We start from the raw sequence: 20001 nt of genomic DNA, 5'->3' as shown, positions 1-20001 counted from the left end.
TAAGGATTGACCAAGGTCATTCTTTGCGAGAGAATGTACGCGTGTACATAAGTGGAAAGGATGATCTATATCTCAACTCGTAAGGAGGTTGCGAAGCTGATGGGGCAATTACGCATTGGAATGATCGGTTATAAATTTATGGGCAAAGCTCACAGTAATGCATATCAAAGCTTGCCGATGTTCTTCCCCCAGGCAATAAAGCCGGAGATGTCCGTTATTTGCGGGCGAAATGCTGGCGCGGTGAGTCAAGCGGCAGTTCAGTTAGGCTGGAGTGAAAGTGTCACGGATTGGAGAGAACTAATTTCCCGGGAGGACATTGATCTTATTGATATCAACGCGCCAAGTAATGCGCATAAGGAGATTGCGCTGGCGGCAGCTCATGCGGGTAAACATATCTTCTGCGAAAAGCCGCTTGCGCTAACATTAGAGGATGCTCGAGAAATGCTATATGCTGCTGAAGATGCGGGTATCGTCCATATGGTCGGATTCAACTATCGTTTTTCTCCGGCGGTAAGACTGGCGAAAAAGCTTGTGGAGAGTGGAAGATTAGGCACTATTTATCACTTTAGAGCGTGGTTCTTGCAGGATTGGATTATTGATCCCGAATTCCCATTGGTTTGGAGATTACAGAAGGAAATCGCCGGGTCCGGTTCTCATGGTGATCTTGGTGCTCATCTCATTGATTTGGCTCATTTTCTAGTTGGAGATATACACGAAGTTATCGGGATGAGTGAGACCTTCATCAAGGAGCGTCCGATTGCCACTGAAATGACGGGCTTAAGTGCCAAAGGAAGCAAGGATGATCCTAAGGGTCCGGTAACTGTAGATGACGCGACGTTGTTTTTAGCCCGTTTTGAAAACGGTGCCATGGGCAGTTTTGAAGCAACACGATTTGCCGCTGGACACCGCTCAACGAATTCTTTTGAAATTAACGGAAGTTTAGGTAGTGTGAAGTTTGATTTTGAACGGATGAATGAGCTTGAAGTTTATTTCACTTCTGATGATGAGGATGTGCAAGGATTTCGCCGTATTCTTGCAACAGACCCTACGCATGACTATGCAGACGCATGGTGGCCGCCGGGTCATACGATTGGTTTTGAGCACACATTCATTCACGAAATGTTAGAATTGTCTTCCGCTATTGAGGAAGGGCGACAGCCAGAGCCTAATTTCCGTGACGGAGTGAAATGTCAGGCTGTGCTTGAAGCCGTTGAACGCTCGATTGATGAGCGCCGCTGGGTGAATATATCTGAAATGTAATGTAACAGACTTTGTCGTTAGTTGTAAGGTGCTTCTTCATTTTGTTTCTTTGGAGTATTCTTTGAGCTGCATGGCTAACCCAGAGATATACTTTGTCAATTGCAAGCTTATCTCTGATCGCATAACATCACGAGTCATACCAAACTGTTCCTCATATCCCCGACAATAATAACGATGATAGACAACCAACTCGGATTGCTCCTCAGTTAAAATTTTGATATTACGTCTCTTAAGCTCACGTCGTAGTCTATATAAGTCTTTTACGATCTGGTCCAGAATCTTTTGGCCGGCCATCAGATATAGGCGTTTTAGAATATTGGTTGAGTATTCGATGTCAGCTAGGCTCTTCTGAACCATCTTTTCCATGTACGGTAGTAAAATATAGTCACGGATCATTGTCCGTTCCTCGGTAGTGATGATCTTGTTCTCATGAGAATGTTGTCGTTGTTCATAACCCTCAACATGTTCTGTCAATAACATCTTAGATTTCCACCGTTCGTTATCGTCAAGCTTACTCATTTATAATGCCCTCCAATTTGTTCGGCTCTTTCTCGTGCCACACCAGCTTCCATTAGAGAAGAGGCGCGCACAATGGCATCGCTCCCGTACCGATGTTTGATTCCATCGATCGCTCGTTCTTTACGATAAGCGAGGGATCGATCTTCAAAAAGGGTAAGTTGAATCATGCTATCGTCCGTCAGTTGAGATAAGGAAACACTTAGGTTACTGAGAGGTAATCCACTCCAGTGTTCTATGAACAGCTTATGTGCAGCAGCAGCAACTTCATGGGTTAGGGAAGTCGGTTGTGGTAGTGTCGTTTGTCGACTAAACCAAGTAGATCGTTTACCATCCGTTTCCGCAGCGGAGACAGAAACAACTGAGCCCATATAATGATGTCGCCTGGTGCGTCGGCAGACCTCTATGACTAGCTCAAGCAGGACGATTTCAATGTCTTTGAGCCCGGTGTATAGACTCCAGCGAAGCGCTTTGCCATGGCTGACCGATTTTAACTGATGTCGTATTCCAGCTACAACGGGGCTTGGATCGATTCCCCGTGCAATCTGCCAGTAATACCCCGCCTGGATATCGCTTTGTTTTCCCATTTCACGCCGCATTCGCTGTTTGAATTCACCGAATTCCATGCATGCAATATCACCGATGCAGGTTAGGCCCATCCGGGTAAAGTGACGGGTCATAGCGGATGCTACCATGAACATATGATGCACAGGGAGCTTCCATAATGTAGATTCCAATTTATCAAATGAGAGTTCAAATATTCCTTCCGGTATCTTTTTGGCATAATTATCGGTCGCCATTTTGGCGAGAACTTTCGTAGGACCTATCCCAACCCTTGTCAGGACACCTGTTGATAGATGTACATGGTCTTGAATTCTTCTGGCTAGTTCATGAGGAGATCCAAAGTAATTGAGCGAGCCTGTAACATCCAAAAATTGCTCATCGATACTGTAAGGCTCCACAAGATCTGTATAGGATTCGAAGATTTGTGTGATTAATAGCGAGATTTGAATATAGGTCCGCATTCTGGGACGGATGACAATCAATTCTGGACATTTAGCTAATGCCTCTCCGACTCGTGACGCTGTAGTTACACCGTAAGATTTAGCGATAGGACATGCTGCCAGTATAATACCATTTAGCCTTGCGGGGTCTCCGACGGCAACTGGCTTATCACGATATTCGGGATGAGCCGCTTTTTCCACGGATGCGTAAAAGGACTGTCCATCGATTAAAAAAATTTGTCTCGTCATGGGTTAACCCTCCGTTAAAAATGCTCGTGATCATGGGATAGGGTGTATTCAAGTATAATCTTTGACCTCATGACCCTTCATTTTATGAAAAATACGAAAGTATGTTCGCCTTTTATTATATACCAGATCATGCTCAATAATACAAAGGCTAAATAATCCAACAAGATATAGAATAGTAAAAAATTAAGCTAGACTCTGAATAACAGAGAAGTCTGTCTTAATTTTTGATATAATAGTTTTTAATAGCGGCTTATCGGAATGGAGAGGGATGAATGATTTTACATAAGGGAGAGATTTTATTTCGGCAGGGCGATGAGGGAGCGTTCATATACCATATCAAGAGTGGTTTATTCAAGGTGACGCGTCTACATGAGAATGGGAATATGGTTCTATTTAACATTCTATACCCTGGTGAAATGGTTCCGCATCATTCACTTATCTCACCTAAAGATATCCATGGTACGGCAGTAGCACTCATCCGCAGTGAGGTGGAGACTATCCCGGCTCAGGACTGGTATCGTGAGCTGAATGAGGATCCAAAAAAGCCGCTTGAAGTGGCGAAGCTGTTACAGGAGAAAGTTCGATTCATGCAGGAACGACTGGATCATCTGACCGTGGGTACCCCTGCCGAAAGACTGGGGCTACTTGAGAAATGGCTGAAGAATCATGCAAATGGCATTCCTCTAACGGAATATTTGACTCAGGAGGAGATAGGCCAACTGATTGGTGTTAGACGAGAGACCGTTAACCGATTATTGCGCGGACACTAGAACGTTTAAGGAACGGATAAAACTGCTCAAAACTTAAAAGGCAACGATCCTTAGCTGGGATTTCGTTGCCTTTTGGCGTATCGAGAGATGGAGTTATTGGTGCACCTTTTCTGAAGAAGAAGTACTAAAGGCTATCGGCTGGACCAAAAAATTCGAAATGAATGCGATCCTCAGGTATACCCCATTCCTGAAGCGCCTGATTGATCGCTCGCATGAATGGTACAGGTCCACAAAAGTAGAAATCCGCCTGGGAGTCAGCCACTGTCTTTAACCAAGGAAGATCGATAAACCCACTTTTGTCACAGCTATCACCGATTTCAGGTGACTCATAAATCAAGTAGGAACGGAGTTTCGCATGCTGCTTAGTGAGGCCTTTGATATGTTTGTTCATCGCATGTTGGCTTCCGTTGCGTGCAGCATGAATATATACAACTTCCCGCTCAGGATCATTTTGAAGAATCGTTTCTAGCATGCTGACCATCGGAGTAAGACCTACGCCGCCGCTAAGCAGGACAACAGGGGTGTCTTTCGATTGATCCAGAGTGAAGTCTCCAGCTGGCGCGCTGATCTCTAGAATATCTCCCTCCTCCACTTGGGTATGCAGATAGTTAGATACGATACCAGCGGGCTTATCCATAATGGCATCTTCCCGCTTAACGGAGATACGGTAATAAGGATGCACTGGAGCAGTAGATAGACTGTAATGACGGAGATGGGTAAATTCCTGATTCTCGGGTTTAACAGAAACCGTGATGTATTGTCCCGGTTGATAGGAAGCAATCTCGTTGCCGTCTTCCGGTTTCAAATAAAAGGAAGTGATAACATCGCTCTCCTTGACCTTGCGGTCAACTATGAAGCGACGGAAACCACGCCATCCACCCTTTTGCTCTGTGGCTTCATTGTACATTTGCGCTTCAATACTGATGAACACGTCAGCAATAATACCGTAAGCTTGACGCCATGCCTCTATAATTTCGTCGGTTGCTGCATCTCCGAGTACGGTCTTGATTGCGGCGAGCAGATTTTCTCCTACGATCGGGTAATGCTCTGGTTGAATACCTAATGCCCGGTGTTTCTGTGCGATCCCTTTAACGACAGGTAAAATCTCTTCGAGACGGTCAATGTGTACGGCCGCAGCATAGACCGCGTTGGCCAGAGCTGCAGGTTGTTTACCTTGACGTTGGTTAGCATGATTGAATATATTCAGTAGCTCGGGATGGTTTTTAAACATCGTTTGATAGAATGTTTTCGTTATAGTCTGCCCATGAACTTCAAGCACAGGAACAGTGGATTTAATAATCTCAATCATTTTGGAATCGAGCATAGTGGTACCCTCTTTCTAGTGGAATTGATCAACTACCTCATCAAGTATAGGCAGTGGTAATAGACGAAAGAGTGATTTTGGTCACAATAGAGTTTAACAAAATGTGAATTAGTCATGCTTCGCAATGATATTTATCACATTATTGCAAATAAATTATTTGTTTGTGTTCAAGCTGTTTAGTCATTACTGAGTCTGTGTTATAATAAATATAAATAAATAAACTTGAAAGGATCAGGATACCATGTGTTCCCGAAGGACGAATCCCCAAAGGACGATTTGGAAACGTTGTGATCTCTCTTATACTTAGCTTCTTTCGTGGCGTGTCGGTTTATGGCCAACAACCCTACGAAAGAAGAGTGTGACAATGCGAAGGACAAAGTCCTCCAAGAACCTCTTCGTAGGGAGTTGCCGTAAGGTCAACAAAACTACGATTAGAGGGATTCTGGATGAGGAAAGCGCACAAATGGCAGATTGAAGGTTCACAGTTATTGATGATGTTGCTTGGGTCTTTTTTATTAGCTTTTACTTATTACCATATTAATTTTCAAAATGGGCTGTCGGAAGGCGGTTTTGTGGGGCTAGCGCTCCTAGGTAAATATTTATTTGATTTGCCACCTGCGTTATCGATGATTGTACTAGATATTCCTATTTTTATTCTAGCTCTGTTTCTAAAAGGGCGTAAATTCATTGTAAGCAGTTTGTTCGCTTCGATGATGTTCTCTGCGTTCTACGAGTTATGTGAGAGGTTCTCACCACTTACCTTGAATTTGCACCACAATTTGCCGCTAGTGGCTTTGTTGTCAGGTGTACTTATTGGGATTGGTGCAGGTATGGTGCTGAGAGCTGGAGGAGCGACGGGCGGGGATGATATTTTATCTCTGATCGTAAGTCAGTGGTCAGGTATTAAGATCGGAACTGTATTTATTCTGATGGATGCAATAGTACTGATGATTTCATTGTTCTTCTTACCTTTTGCAGAAACAATGTTTACGATTATGGCGGTACTGATATCCGGAAAAGTGATTACTTGGATCGTGAATTATGGCAAGAGAGATCTGGCACCAGTCCGTGTTCCATATGGCATGAAGAAGAAAACGGCTCGAGCTTAATAGCTCAGGCCGTTTTTTTGCGTTTTAATTAAATAAATGAACGTATTCTCCGTATCCTTCTTTCTCCAAATCCTCTTTCGGCACAAAACGTAGTGCGGCAGAGTTGATACAGTAGCGCAGCCCAGTTGGCTCTGGTCCGTCATTAAACACATGGCCAAGATGTGAGTTTGCTTCCTTACTACGTACCTCAGTTCGGATCATGAAATGGCTTGAATCCGTCTTCTCCTTGATGTTGTATTCTCTCAAGGGACGTGTAAAGCTAGGCCAGCCACAACCGGCATCGTATTTGTCTTTGGAACTAAAGAGAGGTTCACCTGATACGATATCCACATAGATACCTTCACCTTCATGGTCCCAATATTCGCCTGTGAATGGTCGCTCTGTACCCTGATTCTGTGTAACCTCGTATTGAACCGGTGTAAGTCGTTGTTTAAGTTGTTCGTTATCTAGAGGACCGGACCAATGATTCTCGATGAAGTCCTCTCGGCCAGAGCCTTTGCGGTACCGCTTGTAATGTGCTGGGTTTTTCTTGTGGTAACCTTGATGGTATTCCTCAGCTACATAGAACCGAGCAGCCGGTAGAATCGGTGTAACTATCGGTTTGTCGAAGCGACCACTTTGTTCAAGTTGCAATTTAGACTCTTCTGCTTCTCTTTGTTGCTGTTCATTATGATAAAATATCGCTGTCTGATAAGATTGGCCCCGATCATGAAATTGTCCACCCGCATCTGTCGGATCGATCTGTTGCCAGAACAGTTCAAGAAGTTTACGGTATGGGAAAATATTTGGATCAAACGTGATTTGTACGGCTTCATAATGACCGGTGTTATGGGTGCAAACTTCTTCATAGGTTGGATTGTCCGTGTGGCCACCTGTATAACCCGAAAGTATGCTATGGATGCCGGGTAGCTCCTCAAATGGTGACACCATACACCAGAAACATCCGCCAGCAAAAGTGGCGAGCTCTCTATTAGTATTAGTAGTTGACGCTGGATTCATGTATTTCCCTCCGTTTCATCCTCTATTATATCAATTTTAAGATAAAACCCAAAATCACTGACTTTGATCTCTCCGGAATCGTTTGTATATCCAAAGTACGATGGCGAGAAATAGGAGGTACACCGCTGTTACTCCCAAAGCTGTTATAGGTTCAGATAGAATGGAATTGCCTAGATACGCATACAGAAAAATACTGGGGAACTTACCGATGATCGAGGCGAGCAAGTAAGTCATAAATGGAATACCAGCAACTCCGGCATAGATGTTAACAGCCGTTTGGGGTAACACAGGGATAAGACGACATACGATAATGGCTGCAAACGGCCGTTTATTGATGAATTGAGTCACGCGTTCGAGAGTTTTAAGTGATCCAATCCACCGTAGAGCAGGTTCACGAAATCCATATGCAGAACCCCAATAGAACAATGCCCCTGCTATCGTAGATCCAATTAGCGTGATCATTCCACCGGTCCAGGTGCCGACTATGTATCCTGCAGCAGCGATTACGATTCTATAAGGCATGATGGGAACTAGGGCAAATAGGATCGAGAGAGCAAATAGGCTCCAAATAGAGGGTTGATCGTTGATTAGGGCGGCTAAATCCTCTTTATATGTAAAGGCCAAAGTGAATGTTACGAAGTATATAGCAATGGCAATCCATCTTTTCATAAATGTCTACTTTCCTCCTATCTATTCGTCTATCATATCAAAAATGGGAGCATGCATCTAATGTAGGAAAATATCTTGGCGGATAGAAAGAGTACGTGCTATAATAATTTTAATTAAACATGCATGGTTCCCAAAGGGGAGTAGCTTATAACAGTAAAGTCGTCATTACGGGAGAAATCCCCGGCTTTATTGCGACATTAGTGTTGTTAGCGAGACCTTTGCCCGGCGTATAGTACTTGGGTGAAGGTCTCTTTTGATGCAAATTTTGCGTCGTGCCGAGTACTGCGGTACGGCGCATTTTTTTTGAATGTAGGGCATCATAAAAAGATAATAAGGGGGAGAGAGAATGGATTTTATGTCGGTGGATTTTTGGATGGCATTGCTATCTATTGTGATGATCGACCTTGTGCTGGCGGGAGACAATGCAATTGTCATTGGGCTTGCTGCAAGGAATGTACCAAAGGCTGATCAGAAGAAAGTTATTATGTGGGGAACAGTGGGGGCTATAATAGTCCGTGTCATTATGACCGTACTGGTAGTTCAATTGCTTAATATCCCAGGTCTTCGTCTTGCTGGGGGACTTGCGCTTATGTGGATCGCATACAAGTTACTCGTGGATGAGAAGAACCATGATATTAAAGCAGGTAATCAGATGTGGGCCGCCATCCGGACGATTATTATCGCAGATACTATGATGGGACTGGACAACGTTCTTGCCGTAGCAGGAGCTGCACATGGCGACTTTTTGTTAGTAGTCATTGGGCTGGCGATTTCTGTACCGATTATGGTGTGGGGCAGTACCATGATTCTGAAGCTTACAGAACGTTATCCGATAGTCATCACAATTGGTGCTGCAGTACTGGCTTGGACAGCAGCGAAGATGCTTGTAGAAGAACCACTAGTACATGATTGGTTTGCAAATGGATTTATAAAGTATGGTTTCGAATTACTTGTTATTGTGATAATCGTGGGATTAGGAACTTATGTTAAGAAAAACCGTAAACAACCTAGCGCGGTGGATCACTCACATAGCTAAGAGAGCACTCATATCATACACAAAAGGCCGCTTGACGATTCTAGTCAAGCGGCCTTCTTTATGTGGATACACCTACTGATTCTGGTGAGCATCCAGACGAAATTGTTTTGGTGACATGCCGTAACGTTTACGAAATACTCTGTGGAAATAGTTGTAGTTCGGAAACCCTGAGCTTTCTGCGACATGTTCCAGTGACAAGGGACTAAACGCAATGCGTTCACGCGCCATGTTGAGCCGAACCTCTAACGTATATTGGATAATACTCGTGGCAAAAGCTTCCTTGAACAGGTGGACAGCGCGAGATACACTAATCCCAACATGGGAAGCTACGTCTTCAAGTTTAAACGTTGTTGAAGCATTTTCTTCAATATAATTCTTGATCCGGTGGGCAAGATAGGTTCGATAGGTCGGTAGTGGCTGTTGGAGCAAATTTCGATCGATATCCATACACAATATTTTTAAATAATATTCCGCGATTTCGGGGCAAGGATTTGAAATCCGTCGTAGCTCGGTCATGATCTGCCGGAATGCTCCGATAATGCCTTCGGATAGAGGGACTTTGATCTTATTTGGGCGTTGATGCAATTTCCACCAGTCTTCAATCCATTTTCCTTGCAAAAAGATATGATAATCACCACTTGAGACGGCCGCTTCACCAACTTGGGTAAACTCTGCTTCTATTCTAAGTTCATAGGGTTCATTGGGTGAGAATAGGACTAGATCTCCGGGCTCTAGAAGCTCCAAACGACCATTCAAACGGATACGGCATTTGCCGGTAGTTTGCAGACGTATTAAATGGTTGTCTAATCCGTCAGGTTGGTTCGCTATGTAGGGCTTGCGGTGCATCGAGTACCCCGCTGTTAATATTTGCAGGTTTTGATTCTCATTCATAAGCGTCCTCCATTACTTCGCCAAAAATTATGATCAGATTGTTCATGTTTCAATCATATTATTCATTTTACATTTAGACAAATTGAAATACCATGATAGATGTAAAGATTAACGATATGAGGTGATCAATTTGGTAAGAGTAGGATTACAGCTCTATACTGTTCGCGAAGCACTAGACAATGATTTTGAAGGAACGTTGCGTAAGGTTGCTGAACTTGGCTATCAGGGTGTTGAATTTGCAGGATTTTACGGTCGCTCGGCCCAGCAGGTAACTGAGATTTTAAATGAGACAGGCCTAATTGCTTTAGGCGCTCATACGCCATATGAAAAGCTACGCGATCAACTTGAGGAAGAAATTACTTTTAACCTAGCTATCGGTAATCGTTATCTCATTTGCCCGTATTTGAGTGAGGAAGATCGTAATCGTTGGGATGAAGTAATTGAGGATTTGAAAGTGATTGGTAAGCGCTGTCACGAGGTGGGTGTAGTCTTATGTTATCACAACCATGAATTTGAATTAACACAGTTGATCGGTGATAAGACCGTTCTGGATACTATCTATGAGGAAGTTCCAGCATCGCTGCTGCAAGTTGAATTGGATTCTTGTTGGGTGTCCTATGCTGGTTACGATCCGTTGCAGTACATTGCTAAATATAGTGATCGACTACCGATCTTGCATCTGAAAGATATGATTACCAAGGAAGATGGATCTCCGGAGACTGTGGAACTTGGTAAAGGTGAGATTACTATTAAAGCAATTGCTGATGCTGCTGTGGATGCAGGAGTTGAGTGGTTGGTTGTAGAACAAGACTATTGTACACAAGATGCACTTGAAAGTATTAAGGTTAGTATGGATTGGATCCACGGATATGCTAAACAAGGAGGAAATTTAAATGTCTAAAAAGTTAAGAGTTGCGATTATCGGATGCGGAGGTATTGCTACTGGTAAGCACTTACCTAGTCTTTCAGTACAACCACAGGTGGAGTTAGTCGCCTTTTGTGATATCGTTGTAGATCGTGCAGAGCGAGCCGCGGCTAAGTATGGCACGGAGGGTGCAAAAGTATACGAAGATTTCCGTAAAATGCTCGAAGAATGTGAGCTTGATGTGGTTCACGTTTGTACACCAAATGATTCGCATGCTGAGATTTCCGTAGCAGCTTTGGAATCAGGTAGACATGTAATGTGTGAGAAACCGATGGCGAAGACGACAGCACAAGCACGCTTGATGCTAGACGCTGCCAAACGTACTGGTAAGAAGCTAAGCATTGCTTATCAGAATCGATTCCGTAGCGACAGTTTATACCTAAAGGAACTATGCGAGAATGGAGAACTGGGAGATATTTATCTCGGGAAAGCGCTGGCGGTTAGACGTCGTGCGGTACCAACATGGGGCGTATTCCTGGATGAAGAGAAGCAAGGCGGGGGACCATTAATCGATATCGGCACGCACGCATTGGATCTAACGTTATGGTTGATGGATAACTACGAACCAAAGAGTGTAACAGGATCTGTATATCATAAGCTAGGGAACCGCGTTAATGCTGCCAATGCTTTTGGTCCTTGGGATCCAGAACAATTTAAGGTAGAAGACTCAGCGTTTGGTTTTGTTACGATGAAGAATGGCGCTACGATTATGCTGGAAGCAAGTTGGGCATTGAACGTAGTTGAAACTGGTGAAGCGAAAACGTTATTGTGTGGTACTGAAGGCGGAGCTGATATGACTAACGGTCTTCGGATTAATGGGGAGAAGCTTAGCCGGTTGTATGAAACGAAGGTGGAGCTTGGAGCAGGTGGAGTTGCTTTCTTTGATGGACAAGAGGAAACAGACTCAAACAGAGAAGCAAGAGCATGGGTTGAAGCTATCCTTGAGGATAAAGAACCGGTGGTTAAACCAGAGCAGGCGCTTGTTGTAACGGAAATTCTCGAAGCTATCTACGAGTCAGCTAAGACAGGGAAAACGGTCTATTTTGATTAATAGCAACAAAACAAAGCGTACGAAGATCAATCATTGAAGTAAATGCTAACAAAACTAAGCATACGCTTACGAAGTAAGTTTTGACGAAGATCAATCATTGAAGTGAATGCTAACAAAACTTTTAAAAGGAGCAAATACACATGAAACTCGGAGTGTTTTTAGTATTGTTTGGGGGGCGTCCATTTGAAGAGGCGCTGGATCTAGCTGCTGCACAAGGATTGAAAGCAGTCGAGATTGGAACGGGAGGATTTCCAGGAACTGCCCATTGTAATCCGGATGAACTGTTAGAGAATAAAGCTGCACGGGATCAATTTAAGCGTGCGGTGGAATCACGTGGCATGATCATTAGTGCGCTCAGTTGCCATGGTAATCCGCTACATCCACAAAAGGCGATTGCTAAGGAATTTCACGATACTTTTGTGAAGACTGTTCAATTGGCTGAATTGTTGGAGGTTCCAGTCGTTAATACATTTTCGGGTTGTCCCGGCGATCATGAAGATGCTAAATATCCGAACTGGCCTGTTGCGCCATGGCCTAACGATTTCCAAGAAATATTGACATGGCAATGGGACAATAAAGTTATTCCTTATTGGACAGAGTGGGGCAAATACGCTGCTGATCATGGTGTGAAAATAGGATTGGAGCTTCATGGCGGATTTTCTGTACACACTCCAGCTACACTACTTCGGCTTCGGGAAGCCGCGGGAGAAGTTATTGGGGCCAACTTAGACCCAAGCCATATGTGGTGGCAGGGAATCGATCCTGTTCAAGCAATAAACATTCTTGGACGGGCAGGAGCAATTCATCATTTCCACGCCAAAGATACTTCGCTTGACCCGATTAATGTGAATAAGTATGGGATTACGGATATGCAGCCTTATACATCCATGTTGGATCGGGCTTGGCAATTCCGTACCGTTGGATATGGTCATGATCTTAAGACTTGGGCTGATATTATCAGTGCTCTACGATTGATAGGTTACGATTATGCAGTCAGCATTGAACATGAAGATGGATTGATGTCTATTGAGGAAGGTTTAACCAAAGCTGTTCGCAATTTGCAAAGTATTCTTATAGAAGATGCTCCAACTGAAGCTTGGTGGGTATAAGTAAGTAAAGAAGAAATATACTATCAATAGCGGCCGCCGCTCAGGCGGTCGTTTATTTATAACAATATTGAAAATCATCTCAGTATGCACCCGTGTAAAAATGTGTTAAAATGATATATACTAACTAAATGTAAGTTTTTTTGATGGTTACGTTTTAAATGTAAAGAGGTGAAATGTGATGGAGGAGCAAAGTGCAATGTGTCCGCGCTTTGAAACAGCTTTTTCTTTTTTGGGAAAACGCTGGAACGGTTTGATTATTCAATCCCTAATGGGCGGACCTAAACGGTTCAAGGATATCTCCAACCGAATTCCTACGATGAGTGACAAGATGCTATCTGAGCGGATGAAAGATTTAGAGAACGAGGGTATTCTTATTCGGCATGTTTATCCAGAGACCCCTGTACGAATTGAGTATGAGCTAACCGACAAAGGACGTGCACTACGTCCGGTGATGGAGCAGGTTCAATCTTGGGCAGAGCAATGGGTTCAGTAAACATGACATGCCGTTACTAGTGATGGTGCGGCATGGAAAAAAATGGAAGTGGGTGTATTTGTGGCTGAAGTGATTGTGATCGGAGCGGGGCCAGCGGGAGCTAGCGCAGCTTTATTTCTGGCAAAAGCGGGCAAGGAAACGCTTGTCCTTGATAGCAATGCCAGCATGACGAAACGAGCTTGGATAAGAAACCACTATGGTGCTAAAGATGTATCCGGACCGGATTTACTCAAAACCGGGCGGGAACAGGCCGAAACATTAGGTGCCAAGTTTATTGAAGAAAAGGTCACTGTCGTGGATACCAACGGCGGAAAAAAGGTTACCGTCAAAACGGAATCAGGTCGCAGCTACGAAGCTTCCCACATTATTTTAGCAACAGGTGCTATCACTGAACTTGCAAGCGCTATCGGACTGGAACTTCGGGATGGAAGAGAGCCACGCATCAAGACCGTGATTGCTACTGATGGAAATGGTCGTACGAGCAAGCCGCGTATTTGGGCTGCGGGAACGGTCGCTGGAGTCAGTGTACACACGATTATTACGGCGGGGGACGGTGCTAAAGTAGCGATTGAGCTAATTAGCGAATTGAACGGTGAACGCTATGTTGATCATGACGTCCTCAAATAATTAAATAAGTGATGATTTTATAGTTTACGTAAGAAGCCTCCCCACTCGATGTTTCAGTGGTGGGGGCTTTTTTTCGTTTTTATTTTCTGCAAATACTAAGTGATCAGGATCACAAGGAGCTCGGAATCCTTGGGGTACGATGATCCCGAAGGGTACCATTTCAACATCTTATTTTACAAGGAGGAATTTGATATGGCTAATAAAGTACAGCTGTATTTTGATAAAGAAGATTTTGTTAGGGATATTGTTGTTCAATTTCCGAAGTCGGCGGATTATTTCCGTAGCCGGAGAATCGACTTTTGCTGTGGTGGGAATCGACCTCTACATGAAGCAGCCGCAGAGAGAAATATGGATGTGGAAGAGCTTCTTGTTGATCTTGCTCAACTGGTAGCTGATCATCCAGATGCGGAAGAAGGAGACTCTTGGGCAGTGGCGGAATCAGCGGATCTGATCGGGCATATTGTTAACAAACATCATCGTTATTTACGAGAAGAGCTACCGGAACTGAAGAAAAGTGTGATGAAAGTATCACGGGTTCATGGTGAATCCGGGCCTCACTTGATAGAGGTAGAGCGTTTGTTTGGTCAACTCATGTCTGAACTGCTAGAGCATACGGGCAAGGAAGAAGCCGAGGTATTTCCTAAAATGATAAATTGGGAATTAGGGCAGGAGGATGAGGTGCTATCCAAACTTCGCTCTTCTATAGAAGAGTTGGAGGCAGAGCATGACGCTGCGGGAGATATTCTGAAGAAACTACGGGAGTTAACAGGGGATTTTGTGCCTCCAGCACACGCATGTACAACGTATAGAATGACTTATGCGCGTTTAGAAGAATTGGAAGGTATGACATTTACACATGTGCATTTAGAGAATAATATTTTGTTCCCACGGTATACGAAAGCATAAATGCAGTTCATTTAGCCGCAAGCACTTCGTAATAAGAGGTGTTTGCGGATTTTTCAATAGCAATTATTAGAAAAGTATGACAAATATTGTGCAAAATTTCACAATTAATGTGAATCTAATCACAACCTATTGATATCAATCTAATGTAGACTTTCAGCATGATTCTGAAATATAAGTTGTGATCGTCATGTCGTAACCGTAGGACTTTGAAGGAGGCAATCAAAATGACAACGTATAGAGAGAAACTTGTAGTGATTGGCAACGGAATGGCGGGAATCAGCGCTGTTGAACAAATTTTAAAACTAACAACTAAATTTGACATTACGGTGTTCGGAAGTGAACAACATCCGAATTACAACCGAATTATGCTCTCTTACGTTTTGGAAGGCAGCAAGACGATCGATGATATCGTGCTTAATGATCTCCATTGGTATCAAGATAACGGAATTACATTGCACATAGGAACAACGGTTGCCAAAATTGATGAACAAACGAAGGAAGTTGTAACCGAGGATGGAGTACGCGTTCCGTACGATAAAGTACTTATTGCCACTGGATCCAATTCGTTTATTCTTCCGGTTCCTGGGAGTGACAAAGAAGGGGTCGTAGGATTCAGAGATATCGCGGATTGTAATCAGATGCTTCAAGCAGCCCAAGTTTACCGGAAAGCTGCTGTAATTGGTGGCGGTTTGCTTGGGTTAGAAGCGGCTAAGGGACTTGTTCAATTGGGTATGGACGTAACGGTCGTCCATCTGATGGACGACTTAATGGAGCGCCAACTTGATCATCAAGCGTCGTCAATGCTACAGGCAGAACTTGAACGTCAAGGAATTAAGTTCAAGATGGGTGCGCAAACAGCTGAGTTACTTGGTGATAAAAGAGTAAGCGGACTAAGATTTGCTGATGATTCGGTATTGGATGCAGAATTCGTTGTCATGGCGGTAGGTATTAAGCCAAATATTGTGGTAGCAAAAGAGAGCGGGATCGATGTGAACCGTGGAATCGTCGTGAACGATTACATGCAAACCTCGATGGAAGGTGTGTATTCGGTTGGAGAATGTACAGAACATCGTGGAACTTGCTATGGACTTGTAGCTCCGCTGTTTGAGCAAGGAATGATTTTGGCCAAACATATTTGTGGCGTAGATACTGCACCGTACGAAGGATCCGTTGTGTCAACTAAATTAAAGATATCTGGTGTTGATGTGTTCTCAACCGGTGAGTTTATTGATGGACCAGGACATATGATCATTGCAAATAAGGATGAATGGAAACAAACATATAAGAAAATTCTGCTGAGAGATAAAGTAATGGTTGGAGCAGTACTATTTGGTGATATTACAGATTCAGCAGAACTGCAAAAGCTCATCAAGCAGAGAACAGAGATGACAGATGAATTGTATGAATCTCTGATGGGTTCAGGGTGCTGTGGCGGAGGGGGTAAGAAAACCACTTCGGTAGAAAGTATGTCTAATGAAGAAATTGTCTGTGGTTGTAACGGTGTCACCAAAGGAACCATCGTGGATGTTATTACGAACCAAGGATTAACTACAGTCGATGAAATTAAAGCTTGCACAGGTGCAACCCGTTCGTGCGGTGGCTGTAAACCAGTTGTGGAGCAAATTTTGCAATATGTACTTGGTGATGGGTTCAAAACCGCGGACAAACAGGGCATCTGTGGATGTACAACCATGAGCCGGGATGAGATTGTGGCGGAGATCAAAGCGAAAGGTCTTCAAACAACCAAAGAGGTAATGAATGTGTTGGGATGGAGCCAACCAGAAGGCTGCTCGAAGTGCCGTCCTGCGGTTAACTATTATCTAGGTATGATCTACCCGGATAGTCATGAGGATGAGAAGGAATCACGCTTCGTTAATGAGCGGATGAGTGCTAATATTCAGAAGGACGGAACGTATACTGTTATCCCGAGAATGTATGGCGGTATTACCACACCTGAAGAATTGAAGAAGATTGCTGATGTGTCCTTGAAATATAATATTAAAGTTGTGAAAGTAACAGGTGGTCAGCGATTAGTTTTAGTCGGAGTAATGAAAGCGGACTTGCCGAAGATATGGGAGGAGCTCGATATGCCGTCGGGGTATGGTTATGCCAAAGCCCTACGGACAGTGAAGACCTGTGTAGGATCCCAGTTCTGCCGTTTTGGTACGCAAGATTCGATGGGTATGGGTGCGTTGATTGAACGCAAGTTCGAGAGACTTGATCTCCCCGCTAAATTCAAAATAGCGGTTAACGGCTGCCCGCGTAATTGCGCTGAATCGTGTACCAAAGATATCGGAATCGTCGGTAACGACGGTGGATGGGAAATTTTTATCGGCGGCAATGGTGGGATCAAAGCACGTCTCGCGGATAGTCTCTGTAAGGTTAAGACAGATGAAGAATTGGTCGATATTTGCTCAGCTATCATCCAGCATTACAGGGAGACAGGAAATTATCTAGAGAGAACCTCAGAGTGGGTGGAACGAATCGGCCTAGATACTATCAAGGCAGTTGTTTTGGATAATGCTGAGTCACGTAAAGCACTAGTAAATCGAATCGAGTTTGCACTGCAACAAGTTGAAGACCCTTGGAAAAAAATGCTGAACGATGATAAGAGCCGTAATAGAATGTTCCATCGGTTGGAGATTAGTAATCAGTTGTAGGCTTATTATTATAGCGGTGTGAGAGAAGGGAGAAGTCATGAATATGAGCTTACCAAATGAAACGTTCTATCCTGTTGGTTCACTGGATCAATTTATGAAACAAGTAGGTCGGGTTATTGATTTAAATGGGGTGGAGATTGCGGTATTCCAGACTTCAGACGGTAACGTGTTTGCTATAAAGAACGAGAGCCCTCATCCGAAAGGTGGGCCTCTGGCCGAAGGCATGGTATCAGGACATTACTTGTATGATCCATTGCATGATTGGAAGATCGATCTGGAGACAGGAAATGTTCAAGCCCCAGATCATGGCCAAGTTCAAGTATATCCAGTGAAAATAGAAGATGGCCAGGTCTGGGTTGCCACGTCTGAGTTTTTGACGGTGTAACCTAACCTTTGATTAATCAAGTTCATATAAGAGTGTTGGGGAGGCAGGCCGGATGTTCACGCAAAGTGTGGAAGCAATAATTGAAGCGGCAGTAAAAAAGAAAGAGAAGATGAATGAGAGTCTGCCGCGGTATATCGTATCGGCAATGTTAGCTGGGGCCTATGTAGGATTGGGTATCATTTTGATATTTAGTATTGGTGCTCCGCTAGCAGCAGTTAAATCGCCGTTCCAGACGACGTTGATGGGGATGTCGTTTGGACTTGCACTCACACTTGTCGTGTTTGCGGGATCCGAACTGTTTACGGGTAACAATATGTTTTTTACGATGAGTACGCTCGCTAAAAGAACGACAGTGGGGGATACGGCTAAGAACTGGACTATTGTTTTTCTAGGGAATTTGGCAGGTGCTGTGCTGCTTTCCTTGCTTGTCTGGGGAAGTGGACTGTTCAAGACTGCCGCACCGGAACACCTCATTTTTGCCGCATCAGCAAAGAAGATGGCTGCTCCGTTCTCAGAATTGTTCTTCCGTGGCATATTGTGTAACTGGCTTGTCTGCCTTGCGCTTTGGATGGCCAATCGAGCAAAGGATGATATCTCCAAACTAGTCTTGATCTGGTGGTGTTTATACGCGTTTATTGCTAGTGGATATGAGCATAGCGTGGCTAATATGACCTTGCTTAGTTTGTCCTTGATTCTACCGAATCATCCGGATACAATTACGATCGCCGGCTGGATGCATAATATGATCCCGGTTACTCTTGGAAACATCTTAGGTGGAGCGGTATTCGTTGGAATGGCATACTGGTTTATATCACCGGTACGAAAGAAATAACTTAGTAAAATATAAACAAGGTTGAGGGTAAATCCCCCCAACCTTGTTTTTGTTTGCAAATGGTATGAAATAAGAATTCCAGGCGCGACCGAAGACGAGTACCATTAAATACGGCAGATTTCGTTCGGGCACAGTTCACAGTGACAAATGTCCTGTAGCATAACGAGGTCTTTAATTACGATCATCCCGTTCTCATACTCTAATGCATCCTTCTTGCGGAGATCACTCAGCATACGGTTGACACTCTCGCGAGTAGCTCCGATCATGTTAGACAGATCAGTATGCGTGATCTTTTTGTTAATAAGGATGGTGTCACCATGTTTCTCACCGTATGTGTTACTCAGACGAATGAGCGTGGAGCAGAGAGCTCCTGGTTTACCATACATCATTAAGTCACGGAATTTTGTCTGTGTCAGGCGGTGATGAATTCCCATCCATTTCATAAAGTCGATAGCAAAGTCACAGTGCTGGCAGATCATGATTTCAAGATCTTTTTGCTCAATTACACCAACTTCACTGTCTTCAATTACTTCAGCTGTAAAGCTGTGCTTGCTACTAAAGAAGGGATCTGCCTGACCGACCATATCGCCACGGCCGTACATATACAGAATAAGCTCTTTGCCTTCATCAGTTGATTTAGTTAATTTAACGCGTCCGCGTTTAAGGTAGAACAGTTTATCGGAAAAGTCGCCTTCCCAGAATAAGTGTGTTCCCTCGGGATACGCTTTTTCTTTCATGGTAACGAGGAGTCGATTGAAGTTTTGTTCGGAGAAGCAGCTCGTATTCCCACGGGGCAGGGCAGCATTCATTATTTCATTCATCATTAAGTTCCCCTTTGTACTCCAAATTTTTCTGAAAATTTAAATTAATTATATACTGTTTATTGTGATTTGAGTTACTGTTAAATGAAAAAAAAGTGTCGAAATTTCAACATTGTGACTAATTTCACTTTATTTTTGATTATGGATAACTTTGCTAAAGAGTTAATAGGTTTTCAGATTGCGGACTTTTTTAGCCACTCTATAGAAGGAAGAAGAAAGAGTCTTATTTTTTGAAAGGGCTTCATTTTACTGAATATACTTTTTATGTAAGCAATACATGAAAATACACTCAATTAACTGAAATATTTTCATTTTCTTTATAGTATGTGAAAAAATTCACTATACAAGAGTGAAAGTGTGTGATA

The 20001-nt window shown here is 43.5% G+C and carries 20 protein-coding genes; 13 read left to right on the top strand and 7 right to left on the bottom strand.

The window, feature by feature from the left end; all coding sequences use genetic code 11:
- Positions 1-99 precede the first annotated feature (99 nt).
- The gene (locus tag EJP82_RS05410; RefSeq protein ID WP_127191015.1) at positions 100-1260 is read left to right on the top strand and encodes a Gfo/Idh/MocA family protein; all 1161 of its coding nucleotides are present in this window, start codon (positions 100-102) and stop codon (positions 1258-1260) included.
- A gap of 36 nt (positions 1261-1296) precedes the next feature.
- On the opposite strand, the gene EJP82_RS05405 is transcribed toward EJP82_RS05410, so the two are convergent.
- Both EJP82_RS05405 and EJP82_RS05400 read right to left on the bottom strand, forming a co-directional pair.
- Entirely contained in the window at positions 1297-1779 is a 483-nt protein-coding gene (locus EJP82_RS05405) for a YhjD family protein (RefSeq protein ID WP_127191014.1), read from the bottom strand.
- Entirely contained in the window at positions 1776-3029 is a 1254-nt protein-coding gene (locus EJP82_RS05400; protein WP_127191013.1) for a DNA polymerase IV, read from the bottom strand. Before EJP82_RS05400 ends, EJP82_RS05405 begins: the two co-directional genes overlap by 4 nt.
- A gap of 272 nt (positions 3030-3301) precedes the next feature.
- On the opposite strand from EJP82_RS05400, the gene EJP82_RS05395 reads away from it, so the two are divergent.
- A complete protein-coding gene (locus EJP82_RS05395; protein ID WP_127191012.1) occupies positions 3302-3799 on the top strand; it encodes a Crp/Fnr family transcriptional regulator in 498 nt (165 codons plus the stop codon).
- Positions 3800-3923: 124 nt separating this feature from the next.
- On the opposite strand, the gene hmpA is transcribed toward EJP82_RS05395, so the two are convergent.
- Positions 3924-5123 (bottom strand): NO-inducible flavohemoprotein, encoded by a 1200-nt coding sequence (gene hmpA / locus EJP82_RS05390; protein ID WP_127191011.1) that lies wholly within the window; start codon positions 5121-5123, stop codon positions 3924-3926.
- Positions 5124-5569: 446 nt separating this feature from the next.
- On the opposite strand from hmpA, the gene EJP82_RS05385 reads away from it, so the two are divergent.
- The gene (locus EJP82_RS05385) at positions 5570-6232 is read left to right on the top strand and encodes a YitT family protein (RefSeq protein ID WP_127191010.1); all 663 of its coding nucleotides are present in this window, start codon (positions 5570-5572) and stop codon (positions 6230-6232) included.
- A 24-nt stretch (positions 6233-6256) separates the two neighbouring features.
- Here the strand turns inward: EJP82_RS05385 and msrB are convergent, their stop codons facing one another.
- A complete protein-coding gene (gene msrB / locus EJP82_RS05380; RefSeq protein WP_127191009.1) occupies positions 6257-7231 on the bottom strand; it encodes a peptide-methionine (R)-S-oxide reductase MsrB in 975 nt (324 codons plus the stop codon).
- A gap of 54 nt (positions 7232-7285) precedes the next feature.
- On the bottom strand, positions 7286-7900 hold the full coding sequence (locus EJP82_RS05375; protein WP_127191008.1) for a TVP38/TMEM64 family protein: 615 nt from the start codon (positions 7898-7900) through the stop codon (positions 7286-7288).
- Positions 7901-8246: 346 nt separating this feature from the next.
- On the opposite strand from EJP82_RS05375, the gene EJP82_RS05370 reads away from it, so the two are divergent.
- Positions 8247-8936 carry a TerC family protein gene (locus EJP82_RS05370; protein WP_127191007.1) on the top strand — a complete coding sequence of 230 codons (690 nt, stop codon included), beginning with the start codon at positions 8247-8249 and terminating at the stop codon, positions 8934-8936.
- A gap of 72 nt (positions 8937-9008) precedes the next feature.
- Here EJP82_RS05370 and EJP82_RS05365 read toward each other — a convergent pair whose 3' ends face one another.
- Positions 9009-9827, bottom strand: a complete 819-nt coding sequence (locus EJP82_RS05365) for an AraC family transcriptional regulator (RefSeq protein WP_127191006.1) — start codon at positions 9825-9827, stop codon at positions 9009-9011.
- Positions 9828-9957: 130 nt separating this feature from the next.
- Here EJP82_RS05365 and EJP82_RS05360 point away from each other — a divergent pair, with 130 nt between their 5' ends.
- The 9 genes from EJP82_RS05360 to EJP82_RS05320 all read left to right on the top strand — a co-directional run bounded on the left by EJP82_RS05360 (position 9958) and on the right by EJP82_RS05320 (position 18815).
- Entirely contained in the window at positions 9958-10728 is a 771-nt protein-coding gene (locus EJP82_RS05360) for a sugar phosphate isomerase/epimerase family protein (protein WP_127191005.1), read from the top strand.
- Entirely contained in the window at positions 10721-11803 is a 1083-nt protein-coding gene (locus EJP82_RS05355) for a Gfo/Idh/MocA family protein (protein ID WP_127191004.1), read from the top strand. Before EJP82_RS05360 ends, EJP82_RS05355 begins: the two co-directional genes overlap by 8 nt.
- A 140-nt stretch (positions 11804-11943) precedes the next feature.
- Positions 11944-12912, top strand: a complete 969-nt coding sequence (locus tag EJP82_RS05350; RefSeq protein ID WP_127191003.1) for a sugar phosphate isomerase/epimerase family protein — start codon at positions 11944-11946, stop codon at positions 12910-12912.
- Positions 12913-13090: 178 nt separating this feature from the next.
- Complete coding sequence (locus tag EJP82_RS05345; protein WP_127191002.1) at positions 13091-13405, top strand: winged helix-turn-helix transcriptional regulator; 315 nt, start codon at positions 13091-13093, stop codon at positions 13403-13405.
- Positions 13406-13465: 60 nt separating this feature from the next.
- On the top strand, positions 13466-14032 hold the full coding sequence (locus tag EJP82_RS05340; protein ID WP_127191001.1) for an FAD-dependent oxidoreductase: 567 nt from the start codon (positions 13466-13468) through the stop codon (positions 14030-14032).
- Between the two features lie 192 nt (positions 14033-14224).
- Positions 14225-14938: an iron-sulfur cluster repair di-iron protein gene (gene ric, locus EJP82_RS05335; protein ID WP_127191000.1), complete on the top strand. Its 714-nt coding sequence runs from the start codon at positions 14225-14227 to the stop codon at positions 14936-14938.
- 224 nt (positions 14939-15162) lie between these two features.
- On the top strand, positions 15163-17598 hold the full coding sequence (gene nirB, locus EJP82_RS05330; RefSeq protein ID WP_127190999.1) for a nitrite reductase large subunit NirB: 2436 nt from the start codon (positions 15163-15165) through the stop codon (positions 17596-17598).
- Between the two features lie 37 nt (positions 17599-17635).
- Positions 17636-17983, top strand: coding sequence for a nitrite reductase small subunit NirD (gene nirD, locus EJP82_RS05325; protein ID WP_425464320.1), 348 nt, complete (start codon positions 17636-17638; stop codon positions 17981-17983).
- A 52-nt stretch (positions 17984-18035) separates the two neighbouring features.
- The gene (locus tag EJP82_RS05320; RefSeq protein WP_127190998.1) at positions 18036-18815 is read left to right on the top strand and encodes a formate/nitrite transporter family protein; all 780 of its coding nucleotides are present in this window, start codon (positions 18036-18038) and stop codon (positions 18813-18815) included.
- A gap of 104 nt (positions 18816-18919) precedes the next feature.
- Here EJP82_RS05320 and EJP82_RS05315 read toward each other — a convergent pair whose 3' ends face one another.
- A complete protein-coding gene (locus EJP82_RS05315; protein ID WP_127191175.1) occupies positions 18920-19636 on the bottom strand; it encodes a Crp/Fnr family transcriptional regulator in 717 nt (238 codons plus the stop codon).
- Between the last annotated feature and the right edge of the window lie 365 nt (positions 19637-20001).

The sequence above is a fragment of the Paenibacillus anaericanus genome (genome assembly GCF_003994475.1).
GTDB classification, from domain to species: Bacteria; Bacillota; Bacilli; order Paenibacillales; family Paenibacillaceae; genus Fontibacillus; species Fontibacillus anaericanus.
Note: the sequence above shows the minus strand (reverse complement) of the source record. Positions and strands in the feature narration are given on the sequence as shown.